12 protein-coding genes are annotated in these 13631 nt (G+C 43.5%); 8 read left to right on the top strand and 4 right to left on the bottom strand.

The features are described from left to right. Window positions 1–83: 83 nt before the first annotated feature. Window positions 84–1403 (top strand): DRTGG domain-containing protein, encoded by a 1320-nt coding sequence (locus B5X77_RS22010; protein ID WP_079510036.1) that lies wholly within the window; start codon window positions 84–86, stop codon window positions 1401–1403. Window positions 1404–1449: 46 nt separating this feature from the next. Here B5X77_RS22010 and B5X77_RS22005 read toward each other — a convergent pair whose 3' ends face one another. Next, the gene (locus B5X77_RS22005; protein WP_079510035.1) at window positions 1450–1746 is read right to left on the bottom strand and encodes a YtpI family protein; all 297 of its coding nucleotides are present in this window, start codon (window positions 1744–1746) and stop codon (window positions 1450–1452) included. A 363-nt stretch (window positions 1747–2109) separates the two neighbouring features. On the opposite strand from B5X77_RS22005, the gene B5X77_RS22000 reads away from it, so the two are divergent. Beyond that, window positions 2110–3045: a DHH family phosphoesterase gene (locus tag B5X77_RS22000; RefSeq protein WP_079510034.1), complete on the top strand. Its 936-nt coding sequence runs from the start codon at window positions 2110–2112 to the stop codon at window positions 3043–3045. Between the two features lie 39 nt (window positions 3046–3084). Here B5X77_RS22000 and B5X77_RS21995 read toward each other — a convergent pair whose 3' ends face one another. The 3 genes from B5X77_RS21995 to B5X77_RS21980 form a co-directional block, all read right to left on the bottom strand. After that, window positions 3085–3408 carry a hypothetical protein gene (locus tag B5X77_RS21995; protein WP_079510033.1) on the bottom strand — a complete coding sequence of 108 codons (324 nt, stop codon included), beginning with the start codon at window positions 3406–3408 and terminating at the stop codon, window positions 3085–3087. A 288-nt stretch (window positions 3409–3696) separates the two neighbouring features. Further along, a complete protein-coding gene (gene ytrI / locus B5X77_RS21985) occupies window positions 3697–4200 on the bottom strand; it encodes a sporulation membrane protein YtrI (RefSeq protein ID WP_079510031.1) in 504 nt (167 codons plus the stop codon). Between the two features lies 1 nt (window position 4201). Next, window positions 4202–4531 carry a sporulation membrane protein YtrH gene (locus tag B5X77_RS21980; RefSeq protein WP_079510030.1) on the bottom strand — a complete coding sequence of 110 codons (330 nt, stop codon included), beginning with the start codon at window positions 4529–4531 and terminating at the stop codon, window positions 4202–4204. A 170-nt stretch (window positions 4532–4701) separates the two neighbouring features. Here B5X77_RS21980 and dnaE point away from each other — a divergent pair, with 170 nt between their 5' ends. From dnaE to pfkA, 6 genes are all read left to right on the top strand, one after another. Further along, window positions 4702–8064 carry a DNA polymerase III subunit alpha gene (dnaE, locus tag B5X77_RS21975; RefSeq protein WP_079510029.1) on the top strand — a complete coding sequence of 1121 codons (3363 nt, stop codon included), beginning with the start codon at window positions 4702–4704 and terminating at the stop codon, window positions 8062–8064. Between the two features lie 220 nt (window positions 8065–8284). Next, a complete protein-coding gene (locus B5X77_RS21970; protein WP_079510028.1) occupies window positions 8285–9523 on the top strand; it encodes an NADP-dependent malic enzyme in 1239 nt (412 codons plus the stop codon). 7 nt (window positions 9524–9530) lie between these two features. Next, window positions 9531–10154 (top strand): FadR/GntR family transcriptional regulator, encoded by a 624-nt coding sequence (locus tag B5X77_RS21965; protein WP_079510027.1) that lies wholly within the window; start codon window positions 9531–9533, stop codon window positions 10152–10154. A 220-nt stretch (window positions 10155–10374) separates the two neighbouring features. Further along, window positions 10375–11253 (top strand): acetyl-CoA carboxylase, carboxyltransferase subunit beta, encoded by an 879-nt coding sequence (gene accD / locus B5X77_RS21960; protein WP_079510026.1) that lies wholly within the window; start codon window positions 10375–10377, stop codon window positions 11251–11253. Then, complete coding sequence (gene accA, locus B5X77_RS21955) at window positions 11238–12215, top strand: acetyl-CoA carboxylase carboxyl transferase subunit alpha (protein ID WP_079510025.1); 978 nt, start codon at window positions 11238–11240, stop codon at window positions 12213–12215. The genes accD and accA overlap by 16 nt, the downstream gene beginning before the upstream one ends. A gap of 455 nt (window positions 12216–12670) precedes the next feature. Then, window positions 12671–13630: a 6-phosphofructokinase gene (gene pfkA / locus B5X77_RS21950; protein WP_079510024.1), complete on the top strand. Its 960-nt coding sequence runs from the start codon at window positions 12671–12673 to the stop codon at window positions 13628–13630. Window position 13631 lies beyond the last annotated feature (1 nt).

Here is a 13631-nt window from a genome sequence, read left to right as displayed (position 1 = left end):
AATTGAATCAAACCCTTTAAAACCTTATAATGAGTATGGATATGGCTTCATTGAACGGAAAATTATGATAAAGGGTGAAAGTCTTGGCAACTAAGCATGAACAAATACTTCAATATATTGATGAATTGCCAATAGGTGAGAAAATATCGGTACGCCAAATCGCCAAGGCGCTTAACGTAAGCGAAGGAACTGCATACAGAGCCATAAAGGATTCGGAAAATAAAGGATATGTAAGCACGATTGAACGTGTAGGAACCATCAGGATTGAGCGCAAGAAGAAAGAAAATATTGAAAAACTAACGTTCGCAGAGGTCGTCAATATCGTTGATGGACAGGTACTTGGCGGCCGTGCAGGACTTCATAAAACATTAAATAAATTTGTCATCGGGGCAATGAAGCTGGAAGCGATGATGCGATATACGGGTGCAGGCAACCTGCTGATTGTCGGGAACCGCGACAAAGCGCATGAACAAGCATTAAAGGCGGGTGCCGCTGTCTTGGTGACAGGTGGGTTCGATACAGAAGACCATGTCAAAAAGCTGGCAGATGAATTGCAGCTGCCGATTATTTCAAGCAGCTATGATACTTTTACAGTGGCGACGATGATCAACCGTGCGATTTACGATCAGTTAATCAAAAAGGAGATCATTCTAGTCGAGGATATCCTGACACCGGTGTCCGAAACGGTTTTTCTAAAAGCAAATGACCGTGTATCAGATTGGTACCGCCATAAGGATGAAACCCTGCACAGCCGTTTCCCCGTTGTTGACCAGAATATGAAAGTAATCGGGATGATTACTTCCAAGGATGTTATGGGCCATGAGCAGGAAACTTTGATTGATAAAATTATGACAAAGAGTCCGATGACTGTCAGTGGTTCGACGAGCGTGGCTTCATCATCCCACATGATGGTGTGGGAAGGAATTGAGGTCCTTCCGGTTGTTGATGACGGTAACAGGCTTCAGGGGATTGTCAGCAGACAAGATGTGTTAAAGGCCCTTCAAATGATCCAGCGCCAACCGCAGGTAGGTGAGACCCTGGACGATACAGTGACCAACCAGCTAGTACTGGCAAAAGGAAAAAACAAAGATGAAGAAATTTTCCGCTGCCAGGTGACTCCGCAGATGACAAATCACCTCGGAACTATTTCGTATGGCGTATTCACGACAATTGTCACCGAAGCAGCGAACAGGGTGCTCAGAGGCTATAAAAAAGGTGATTTGGTAGTCGAAAACATGACCATTTATTTTATCAAGCCAGTCCAGATTGACAGTGTCATAGAGATTTATCCGAAGGTGCTCGAAGTAGGAAGGAAGTTTGGAAAAGTCGATATCGAAGCCTTCAATGAAGGTATTTTAGTAGGCAAGGCGATGATGATGTGCCAGCTGATTGACAGGCATTAATGGAATGAGAAAGCCGATCCGGGACAGGATCGGCTTTTTTGAACAATTAATTTTCCCGGGCTTCCTTCACGGCATGAGGAAGATAGAATTTATAGGCTTTGATTCCGCCCCAAACACTCAATGAACCTATGACAATGAATATAGCACCCACGATGTAGGTGACAGTCGTCTGGAAAAGGAATAACTGGTTAATCCCGAACAATGCGACGAAAAGTCCAAGGGCAATGCTCGATTTTGCAGAAAGCCAGCTTCGCTCAGCAGGCCTTTTGCTGCGGACATATTTAATCTTGTAAAAGATATAGAAGACAAATGAAAGAACAATCAATAATACGAGAATAGGCATTGCAATTCCTCCAAATTTATAATCACCCCTATTTTAACGTTAATTTAAGGAGAATGCCATACCGTAGCTTTTAAGAATGGCATAAAGTAATAAGCGAGGTTATAGATTTTATAAAAACACTACTTTTAATGGTAGGGTGAGTCTTTTAACCGAAAAAATCAGGGTTTATTCGCAAAAAACGCAGTTTATTCGCAAAAAACATGTAGTAATCGCAAATCCAATGATTTATTCGCAAAATCCAATGATTTATTAGCAAACTGGAAAATAACCATTGTTTTTCCCAGCCTGTGTACATCTTCATGCTTTTCTTTTCCAAAAAATATGTTCATAATTAAGATATGATAAAGGTGAAGGAGCATTTTAATGAAAGAGCAAATACTTGAGGCAATTGAGAATTATGAAACGATCATTATCCACCGCCATGTGCGGCCCGACCCGGATGCGTACGGTTCGCAGGGAGGACTTGCTGAGGTTTTGAAGGCTTCCTATCCGGAGAAGAATATATACACTGTAGGTGTTGAGGAGCAATCCCTCAATTACCTGAGAAGGCTGGATTCAATTCCTGACAGTACTTATAAAGGGGCGCTTGTGATAGTCTGTGATACCGCGAATGCCGAGCGGATTTGCGACGAGCGTTATCGCCTGGGGGAACAGCTGGTCAAGATTGATCACCATCCAAATGAAGACCCATATGGGGACCTTCTCTGGGTGGATACTTCGGCAAGTTCCACTAGTGAAATGATCTATGAGTTTTACCTTACTTTCAAGGATAAGGGACTCAGAATGTCTGATGAGGCAGCAAGATTGCTTTATGCCGGCATTGTTGGCGATACTGGCAGATTCCTGTATCCGAGCACGACAAATAAGACTTTTGCATATGCAGGAGAACTGATTCACTATAATTTCTCGCGTACAGAGCTATATGACAGAATGTATGAACTGGCGCCGAATGTAGTGAAGCTGAACGGATACATCCTCCAGAACTTTGAATTGCTTGAAAACGGTGCTGCAAAGGTCGTGATGAAACAGGAATTGATGGACCAGTTTTCTGTGAAGCCGTCAGAAGCTTCCCTGCTGGTCAGTGAACTCGGCAATGTCGGGGGAATCAAGGCGTGGGCATTCTTTATTGAAGAGTCTGATCAAATCCGTGTTCGACTCCGTTCCAAAGGCCCTGTCATCAATACGATTGCAAGGAAATATAATGGCGGAGGCCATCCGCTTGCTGCCGGTGCCTCAATTTATTCCTGGGACGATGTCGATCGTGTACTGGAAGATTTAATCGAAGCATGTAAAGAATAAAATTAAGGTGCGTTTCAATCCGAAACGCACCTGCTTTATTTATCTATTATTAAAATAAACCTTCAAAGCATTCGTTATTTCTGCATTTAATCCATCCGTCCTGATTTTATAATGGTCACCATCAAGGGAAGCGGTGAAATCCTTGATACCCTGCTGCTTTAAAAAGTCATCGATATCCGAAAGATGTTCCCCCTGGTTCTTAAGGCTTTTTTTGCCGATAAAATCATCATTTACATAAACATCATATTGATCTTCATTTAATTTAATCTGGTTATCGTCATTGACATTATTCATAGCGTAAGGAGGGAATATCCCTCCGCCAATGCCACTGCCGCTATTTCCGGCTCCATTATTAAAAGTCATATCAAACCCTCCAGTCTGAAACTTTTTATATTGATCTTATAATTCCCCTTTTCCAAAGCAGCCACACAAATGGAAGGGAACTGGAGGGAATTACCTTTAATTCTGTAAAAGAGATAATTAAGGCAGTTCATTCGGGAATCCGCCAAAGAAAGCAGGAAGAAAAGGATTCCATTTAAGTCGTTAAAAAAAGACTGCATAGCTGGAAATCCGGCCAAAGCTGTCAAAAAAACAACAAAATAGGCTTTCCTGAAAATACCCGCTAACACCATCTCCATCCAGATCCCCGTATCAATCTAAACTGATTTCCACTTGAATACTGACAGAAGTATAAATCACCATTGACTTGATTTTCAGTTTATAGCGTTTGTCATTAACCTTGATTGATTTGTTTTCAATCACTCTTGTGATCAGTTCCCTGCTTTTAAAAACTGAGTCAAGATCCTTGGCGAGGAGCATGTTCAGCTGGCCTTTGATATCCTCCTCAATTTCGAAGATGCTGAGGGTATCTAGCTGTTTATACTTTTTGTCATTGACGATTTTCACTTTGATCTCCTGCACCGTGAGCTTTTCCTCGTTCTTTTTGTTTAACTCTTCATAATCCTGCATCCAGATTTGGATGTCGCTCTTCAAGTCTGCAATCTCATCTTTTTGCTGCTCAATTTTTTTTGCGTGTTTTTCCATCCAGGCACCATTGATGTATAAAAATAAAACCCAGCTAACGAGTGCTCCGACTGCCACACCAGAAAAGAACCTCTGCCATTCTGGTCTGCGGTAATATGGAGGAATCCTCATTTCAGACATGCTCCTGTGTCAGCCAATCGATTAGAAGAGCCCCGGTTTGAGCGCCACCCATGGCAGTCAGGATCAATAAGAACTGTTTGAAAATATCCTTTGTTTCCCCTTGCAAAAGTCCTTTTTCAAAGCTGTAGACGGTGTCGAATGTTCCGCCAATCGCGGCAATGATTGCCCATATCCTGATAGAACCAGAGAAACGGGCAATTTCTGTCATTAAAGGCTGTCCGGTTAAAAATGCGGCCAATCCTCCGATCAATGAGCCGCCAAGCAAAACTCCAAGCGCGATAAAATATGCTTCAAACAACCCAGGGATAAATGGCTGGTTCATGATAAACACCCTTTTGTAAAAAGTCGATTTTTTCCTTGTAATTCATCATATGGACAAACCGCCATCAATATGTTTAAACTTACGCAAACAAATGAGAACATATTTTCTTTTTTTTACTAAAAAGCCTATAATGAAAGAAGATGAACCTACCTTTAAAGGGTGTGAGAGAAATGCCATTTATTCACCTTCATGTCTATAGTGCATTCAGCCTGCTCACTAGTACCGCCACCGTCGAGCAGCTTGTCCGTGATGCAAGGGCAAAAGGGTTTTCCGCACTCGCACTGACGGATCACAATGTAATGTACGGAACGGTTGCATTTTATAAAGAATGCTTGAGGAATTCAATCAAGCCTCTTTTGGGCCTGACTGTTGATGTTGTCAGTACCTCTTTGGAAAATGAATCCTTCCCGCTCGTGCTCCTGGCGAAAAACAATGAGGGATTTCAGAACCTGATTAAAATCTCAAGCGCAGTACAGACAAAATCACCTGAAGGAATTCCCGTTAAGTGGCTGAAGCATTATGCATCTGGCCTATTTGCGATGACACCTGGCACTACGGGTGAGATAGAATATTATCTTTCAAATGGAGAAAGAGAGAAAGCGTTAAAGACGATTGATTTATATAAACAAATTTTTGGTAAGGATGACTTTTACCTGGCCATACAGGATCATGGTCTTCCAGGACAAAGGGAACTTGTTGAACAGCTAGCCAGGGTTGGATTAGAGACAAACACTCCATTGGCAGCTTCCAACCAGGTACATTATTTGGAAAAAGAAGATTCCTTTGCCCAGGAATGCCTTCTGGCGATAAAGAATGGCGAGAAGCTTCAGGATGATGAACGTAAAAGACTTGGCAGCAACGAGTTTTATCTGAAACCGGCAAAAGAAATGTGCGATCTGTTCCAGGAGTATCCTGAAGCTTTGGAAAACACGCTGAAAATAGCGGAAGATTGCAATGTAATGCTTGATTTTGGAACAAGGCATTTGCCCAAGTTTCCTGTCGAGCCGGGAAAAAACGCCGATGCGATGCTTGAAGAACTTTGTTTCTTGGGGCTGGAAAAACGTTACGGAAATCCATCCCGGCAGCATGTTGAAAGACTTCAGTATGAACTAACGATCATTAAAAAAATGAACTTTAGCGATTACTTCCTGATTGTATGGGATTTCATCAAATATTCGAGAGAGAAAGGAATCCTTATCGGGCCTGGACGTGGTTCCGCTGCAGGGTCGATTGTATCCTATGCGCTGTTCATTACTGATGCTGACCCTATTGAACATGACCTGCTCTTCGAAAGGTTTTTGAATCCAGAAAGGATTTCAATGCCCGACATCGATATCGACTTTCCTGACAATAGGCGGGATGAGGTCATAGAATATGTCGCTTCAAAATATGGGGAGCTTCATGTCGCGCAGATCGCGACCTTTGGAACACTTGCTGCCAAGGCAGCGGTCAGGGACGTGGGCCGCGTTTTCGGTCTGAACACAAAGGAACTGGATCGACTATCCAGGCTTGTTCCCTCAAAGCTGGGAATCACGCTGAAGGATGCGATCAGGGAATCCTCCGGGCTCAGGGAGTTTATTGAGGAGTCATCAAAAAATAAGAGAATCCTTGAAACGGCGATAAAGCTTGAGGGTTTGCCGCGTCATACATCCACTCACGCCGCGGGTGTCGTCATCAGTGAACAGCCGCTCACTAATGTGGTGCCAATCCAATCCGGACAGTCGAGGGTATTCCTCACTCAATATTCAATGGATCATCTCGAAGAAATAGGTCTATTGAAGATGGACTTCCTTGGACTCAGAAATCTGACTTTAATTGATTCCATCCTGCATTCTATCCAGCATAAAACTGGGAAAAAGCTGCATGTACGTGATATTCCCGCCGAAGATAAGCAAACTTTTGAATTGCTTGGCAGAGGAGAGACAACCGGAATCTTTCAACTTGAGTCTGAAGGCATGAGGAAGGTACTGACAAGACTGGAACCAACACGGTTCGAAGATATCGTCGCTGTCAATGCACTTTACCGCCCTGGTCCGATGGAAAATATTCCGCTGTTCATTGACCGCAAGCACGGAAGGCAACCGATTGATTTTTACCATAAAGACCTCGAGCCGATACTGAAGGATACATATGGAGTAATTGTCTATCAGGAGCAAATCATGCAGATTGCCTCAAAGATGGCAGGTTTCTCTCTTGGGGAAGCCGATTTGTTGCGAAGGGCAGTTTCAAAGAAAAAGAAAGAGGTCCTTTCACAGGAACGTGAACATTTTGTAAATGGAGCATTGAGAAAAGGTTATGATACACAAACAGCGAATCTTATCTATGATTTGATCGTCAGTTTCGCGAATTACGGATTTAACCGCAGCCATGCTGTAGCTTACAGTATGATCGCCTATCAGCTCGCCTATCTCAAAGCACATTACCCTTTATATTTCATGGCTGCACTGCTGACTTCTGCCATAGGCAATGATGCAAAAATCGCTCAATATGCCAGAGAACTGCAGCAGATGGAAATCAAGCTTCTGCCTCCATCAATCAACAGAAGCGCTTTCAGCTTCCAGCCCGAGGGAGATGCCGTCCGATATAGCCTGGCAGGAATTAAAGGTGTAGGGATTGCATCACTAAGGGAGATTTTCCAGGCGAGAAGGATTGAACCGTTTAAAGATATATTCGATTTTTGTATCCGGGTTCCGCAAAAGGCAGCCTCCAGGAAAGTGCTTGAAGCACTGATTTATTCTGGCGCATTCGATGAATTCGGGCAGGACCGGGCCGTCCTTTTGGCGACGATTGACGTGGCAATTGAACATGCTCAGCTCGTTGCCCCGGATGACACAGGACAAATCGATATGTTCGCTGAAGCTGAATTTTCCTTGAAGCCGAAGTATATAGAAGTTGACCCAATGAGGATCGAAGACAAACTGAGTCTTGAAAAAGAGATCCTGGGAGTCTATTTATCAAAGCACCCTGTTTCTATTTATGAGAAGGAGTTCCTCGCTGCGGATGTTAAAAAGATAGCCTCAAAGTCCCCAGGCAGCAAAATAAGGCTTGGTGTCTATATTACTGATCAGAAAAAAATCCGCACAAAAAAAGGTGAGGCGATGGCCTTCCTGACTCTCAGTGACGCGAGCGGCGAAACAGAAGCTGTTGTCTTCCCGTCAGTTTATAAGCAGTATGGAAATGTGCTGGGACAGGGGAAAATGGCACTGCTGGAAGGGAAATTCGATGAGCGGGACGGCAAAAGCCAGTTTATCGTCCAGCAGGTGCTTGACCTTGAAAAGGAAGCGGATAAGGCGCAGCAGAAAAAGCCTGTATTATATTTACGAATCACCCGTGGAGGGGACAGCACAGGCAAGATGGACAAGCTTAAAGCTTTATTAAAAAAACATCATGGTGCTATACCGGTTATTGTGTATAACGAAGAGACGGAGAAATCAATACTGTTACCTAATGAGTTCAATGTGAACACAGAGCTGGGAACTGTTGCAGAATTAAAGAAGGTATTAGGTGACAACAATGTTGTCCTGAAAAATTAGTTCTTTACAAGTATAATAGATGTGTTATATTGGAAAAAGGATATGTGTGGTCAGACCACTGGAATAGGCAGATTTATTTGTTAACCAGTCAGTTCGCCTATTATTGTGTCGCTGATCTCTTGCATTTTTCATCGAAACGAAACTGCTAAATCCAGATTGCAGATAGACTAGAGGCAATTAAATTGATGGAGAGAGCCCATAACTAAGGAGTGGACCTGAGTTGACTTTACGTGAAGAAGCTTTGCACATGCACCGTGTGAATAAAGGGAAATTAGAGTCTAAGTCGAAAGTGCCTGTAAGGAATGCCAGAGATTTAAGCCTTGCCTATTCTCCAGGTGTCGCGGAGCCTTGCAAGGAAATATATGATAAGCCTGAAACTGTTTTTGATTATACAATGAAGGGCAATATGGTGGCCGTTGTATCCGATGGCACTGCCGTCCTTGGCCTTGGAAATATCGGTCCTGAAGCCGCTCTTCCTGTAATGGAAGGGAAGGCTGTTCTTTTTAAGAGTTTCGCAGGTGTAGATGCATTTCCAATCTGTTTGAACACAACAGATGTAGATAAAATCGTTGAGACCGTAAAGCTTCTTGAGCCGACCTTCGGCGGTGTCAACCTTGAGGATATTGCTGCGCCAAACTGCTTTGCAATTGAAGAGCGGCTGAAAAAAGAAACGAATATTCCTGTCTTTCACGATGACCAGCATGGAACAGCCATTGTGACTGTTGCAGGACTTGTGAATGCGCTGAAAATAGTAGGCAAGAAAATGAATGAGATAAAAGTGGTCGCAAACGGAGCAGGAGCTGCGGGAATTGCCATCATCAAGCTTCTATATTCGTATGGTGTGCGAGACATCATCATGTGTGATACAAAGGGTGCTATCTATGAAGGACGCCCTAACGGCATGAATGCAATCAAGGATGAAGTAGCGAAATTTACAAACCGCGACAACGTTAAAGGTTCGCTTACTGATGCAATTAAAGGTGCTGATGTGTTCATCGGCGTTTCTGTTGCCGGAGCTTTGACTTCAGAAATGGTACAGTCAATGAATACTGACCCTATCATTTTTGCGATGGCAAATCCGGTGCCGGAAATCATGCCAGAGGAAGCGAAGGCTGCAGGCGCGGCCGTTATTGGTACTGGACGTTCGGATTTCCCTAACCAGGTGAATAATGTTCTCGCTTTCCCGGGAATCTTCCGTGGAGCCCTGGATGCCAGAGCTACCCATATCAACGAAAAGATGAAAGTGGCTGCAGTTGAGGCTATTGCCGGCCTGATTGAGGAAACAGAGCTTTCAGCCGATTATGTAATCCCGGGCCCATTCGATCCTCGGGTGGCACCTGCAGTTGCAGCGGCTGTTGCTAATGCGGCGATGGAAACCGGAGTTGCACGCATCAAGGTGGATCCGAACGAAGTCAGGGAGCGTACTGAAACTCTTGCATTAATTGGAAAAGGTGAGTGATCTCTTAGTGGCACAGCCTGAAAAAAGCACAAAAGTGTATGTGGAAATCGTCAGGCAGCTAAGGGAAATGATTAATAAAGACGGCTTGAAGCCAGGAGATAAAATTCCCTCGGAACGTGAACTTTCGGAGCGCCTGATTGCTGGGCGCTCTTCGGTTCGCGAGGCGTTGCGGGCCTTAGAGCTTCTTGGGCTGATAGAGACGAGAAGGGGAGAAGGGACCTTTATCAGGGACTTTCGCGGCAACCAGCTAGTCCAGTTATTAAGCACCTTTATCCTGCAGGATGAAAAAGCCAAAGATGATGTAGTAGAAACGAAAAATATGATCGAGGCTGATTGTCTCTATCTGGCAGCTGAAAAGATTAATGAAGATGAAATCAGAAGGTTAAAGGTCTGGATAGATGACCATAATTTTGAGGATGAGGAGTTTTTCCGAAGAATTGCAGACCTTGCTGACAATCATTTATTTTATCGAATTTGGTATATACTGAATGATTACTACAAAGCACTTAATCTGAAAGTAATTCCGGCTCCAAAAGAAGATTATCATCTGCTGGTGGACTCGCTTACAACAAAAAGTGGGGGACTGATCCTGAAAAGGTATCGCATGCTGCGGAAATTGTCGGACGAGTAACGACATGAAGTAACATCTTTCGAAAATTTGATGTTATATACTTGTGGACATGCTTATGATGCCTGGATCGAAGCCTCTCTTTCTTTTTTGATGTAGTGGTCTGACCACCTAGTGCTTTATTACTAATGATCTTTTTGTCACTGCCATAATCAGTGAGAATCCAGCCTTGCAAAATAAGGATATTACAAAACAACCAGTATTATTCGGAGGGGGTTATACATTGCTTAAGGAGCTTTTTACTAAAACGAAAAAGAAGAAGTACGCGACAATTCCTTCTGAAGCAGCAAAGCAGGATGTTCCTGAAGGAATCATGACTAAATGTCCGAACTGCAAAAAAATCATGTATACGAAAGAACTGAATAAAAACTGCAAGGTTTGTATCCAGTGTGGTTACCATCATCAAATGAATTCAGATGAGCGGATTAAAAGCTTCCTTGACATAGGAAGTTTCCGCGAATTGGACCGCGAAATGGTATCAGGCAATCCGCTCGGCTTTCCTGGATACGAGGAAAAGCTGGAAAAGGACCGGGAAAAAACGGATTTGAACGAGGCGGTAGTTACCGGCATAGGTTCTGTGAACGGATATGATGTTGCCATAGCGATCATGGATGCGACCTTCAGGATGGGAAGCATGGGATCTGTTGTAGGCGAGAAGATTACAAGAGCGATAGAGAAAGCCGATGAACTGTCCATTCCATTCATTATTTTTACTGCCTCAGGCGGGGCGAGGATGCAGGAAGGTGTCCTGAGTCTCATGCAAATGGCAAAAACAAGTGTCGCACTGAAAAGATTCAGCGATAATGGAGGGCTGATCATCTCCATCATGACCCACCCTACAACCGGGGGAGTTTCTGCAAGTTTTGCCAGTCTAGGGGACTACAATCTGGCAGAACCTGGGGCATTAATTGGCTTCGCGGGCCGCAGGATCATCGAACAGACTATTCGAGAGGAATTGCCTGAAGACTTCCAGACAGCGGAGTTTTTGCTGAAGCATGGACAGCTTGATGCGGTAATCTCGAGAGTCGATTTGAAGGAAAAAATTGCGGGAATACTTGAAATCCATCAGCCAGGAGGGACGTTCGAATGGCAGGAGAACTAGAATTCGAGAAACCAGTATTAGAATTAAGGAAAAAAATAAGTGAGCTGAAGGAATTCACCAAGAATACCGATGTTGATCTTAGCTCTGAAATAGATAAGCTTGAAGCAAGATTGCAAAAGCTTGAAACTGAAATTTATGAGAACATGAAACCATGGGATCGGGTACAGATTGCCCGGCACCCAAATCGTCCAACGACGCTTGAATATATCTCTTTGCTGTTTACTGACTTCTTCGAATGCCATGGCGACAGGACTTTTGGAGATGATGAAGCGATTGTTGGCGGTATTGCAAAGTTCCATGGCTATCCAGTTACAGTTATTGGCCACCAGCGCGGCAAAGATACGAAGGAAAATATCCGGAGGAACTTTGGTATGCCTCATCCGGAGGGTTACCGCAAAGCTTTGCGTCTAATGAAGCAGGCTGAAAAATTCAGAAGGCCGATTATTTGTTTTATAGATACAAAGGGTGCTTATCCAGGGAAAGCGGCTGAAGAACGGGGACAAAGTGAAGCAATCGCACGAAATCTGTTCGAAATGGCTGGCTTGAAGGTTCCGGTCATCTGTGTTGTCATCGGGGAAGGCGGAAGTGGCGGAGCTCTTGCACTAGGAGTGGGCAATTACATTCACATGCTGGAGAACTCCACATACTCGGTTATATCTCCAGAAGGAGCAGCGGCCATCCTTTGGAAAGATTCTTCTTTAGCTAAAAAAGCGGCAGAAACCATGAAAATTACAGCTCCTGATCTTAAAGGGCTTGGAATCATTGATGAAATCATTCCTGAAGTAAAAGGCGGAGCACATAAAGATTTGAAGCAGCAAGCAAAGTATATGGATAAAATATTAAAAGACTCGATGTCAGAGCTGCTGGTTTTAGATGAAGATACATTACTAAGCCAGCGCTATGAGAAATATAAACGAATTGGGGAGTTCTCGTTTCCAACTGAATTTATCGGGGTAAAATAAAACGTGCATAAATGCACGTTTTATTTTTTACATTTCTCATTTTGTTGCATTCTGATATTATTTATTTTAAAATCTGAAGACTCATTGAAAGAGTTTTAGTTAGGCCAATCATAATTCTGGCCAAGGCAGATGTGCTTTCCTTTTTCCAGCAACACCCTATTGAAGCGCTTGCAATTACGTGATAATTCCGTCTTATTGACAATATTAAGGATTCAGTTGAGATACGGTATTCTACATGTTATTTTAGAAATATTCCCGGGTATTCTGTTCATAATAATAGAAGCTGACAGGATACACAGTAATTTTTGTTTTCTATTTGTTTTTTCCGGATTCGTTGCTTTTTTATTTTCAAGAGTAAAAGTAGACTTCCAATAATTTTACAGTTGAAATATGAAGGGAACCATTCGAAAAGAGCAGGAAAAGTACATAGATGATCCCGAATGAGGTGAAAGACAATGAAAAGAATTGGTGTTTTGACGAGCGGCGGGGATGCCCCTGGGATGAACGCAGCAGTTCGTGCCGTCGTAAGGAAGGCTATTTATCATGATGTCGAGGTGTACGGTGTAATCGGCGGGTATGCTGGATTGATGAACGGAAATATCCAAAAGCTTGAACTAGGATCTGTAGGTGACATTATCCACCGTGGAGGGACATTCCTTTACTCTGCACGCAGTGAAGAATTCAAGAATAAGGAAGGCCAGCAAAAAGGTATCGAACAACTGAAGAAATTCGGCATTGACGGCTTAGTCGTTATTGGAGGAGATGGTTCTTACCGAGGCGCAAAGGCTTTGACTGAGCAAGGATTTCCTTGTGTTGGTGTCCCTGGGACGATTGATAATGATATTCCTGGCACGGAGTTCACCATCGGCTTCGATACAGCACTTAACACAGTTATTGACGCGATTGACAAGATCCGTGATACAGCTTCTTCACATGAAAGAACCTTTGTCGTCGAAGTAATGGGACGTAATGCGGGAGATATCGCGCTATGGGCAGGTTTAGCTGGTGGTGCGGAAACTATTCTTATTCCGGAAGATCCGCATGATATGAAGGATATTGCCAACCGTCTAAAAAAAGGTCATGAACGCGGTAAAAAGCATAGTATCATTGTTGTGGCTGAAGGAGTCATGAATGGCTATGAATTCGCAAAAAAATTAAAGGAAGAAACGGACTTCGATACGAGAGTTACGGTTCTCGGCCATGTCCAGCGCGGCGGGTCACCGACTGCATTTGACCGTGTATTGGCGAGCCGACTTGGCGCCCGCGCGGTAGAGCTTTTATTAGAAGGCAAAGGCGGACGAGCTGTCGGAATGGAGAAGAACCAGTTGGTTGACTATGACATTATCGAGGCTCTGGCTAAAGAACATACGCTTGATTTGAACTTATATAAATTATCAAAAGAGCTTTCTATCTAAT

The organism is Mesobacillus jeotgali, assembly GCF_900166585.1.
GTDB classification, from domain to species: domain Bacteria; phylum Bacillota; class Bacilli; order Bacillales; family Cytobacillaceae; genus Mesobacillus; species Mesobacillus jeotgali_A.
The sequence above is the reverse complement of the archived record's forward strand: the minus strand, read 5'-3'. Positions and strand labels throughout refer to the sequence as shown.

Bases quoted from the DNA above. Each gene is read 5' to 3' on its own strand.
- B5X77_RS22005 (WP_079510035.1), bottom strand. From the start codon at position 1,746: ATGCCTATTCTCGTATTATTGATTGTTCTTTCATTTGTCTTCTATATC.
- B5X77_RS22000 (WP_079510034.1), top strand. From the start codon at position 2,110: ATGAAAGAGCAAATACTTGAGGCAATTGAGAATTATGAAACGATCATT.
- B5X77_RS21995 (WP_079510033.1), bottom strand. From the start codon at position 3,408: ATGACTTTTAATAATGGAGCCGGAAATAGCGGCAGTGGCATTGGCGGA.
- ytrI (WP_079510031.1), bottom strand. From the start codon at position 4,200: ATGAGGATTCCTCCATATTACCGCAGACCAGAATGGCAGAGGTTCTTT.
- B5X77_RS21980 (WP_079510030.1), bottom strand. From the start codon at position 4,531: ATGAACCAGCCATTTATCCCTGGGTTGTTTGAAGCATATTTTATCGCG.
- dnaE (WP_079510029.1), top strand. From the start codon at position 4,702: ATGCCATTTATTCACCTTCATGTCTATAGTGCATTCAGCCTGCTCACT.
- accA (WP_079510025.1), top strand. From the start codon at position 11,238: ATGGCAGGAGAACTAGAATTCGAGAAACCAGTATTAGAATTAAGGAAA.
- pfkA (WP_079510024.1), top strand. From the start codon at position 12,671: ATGAAAAGAATTGGTGTTTTGACGAGCGGCGGGGATGCCCCTGGGATG.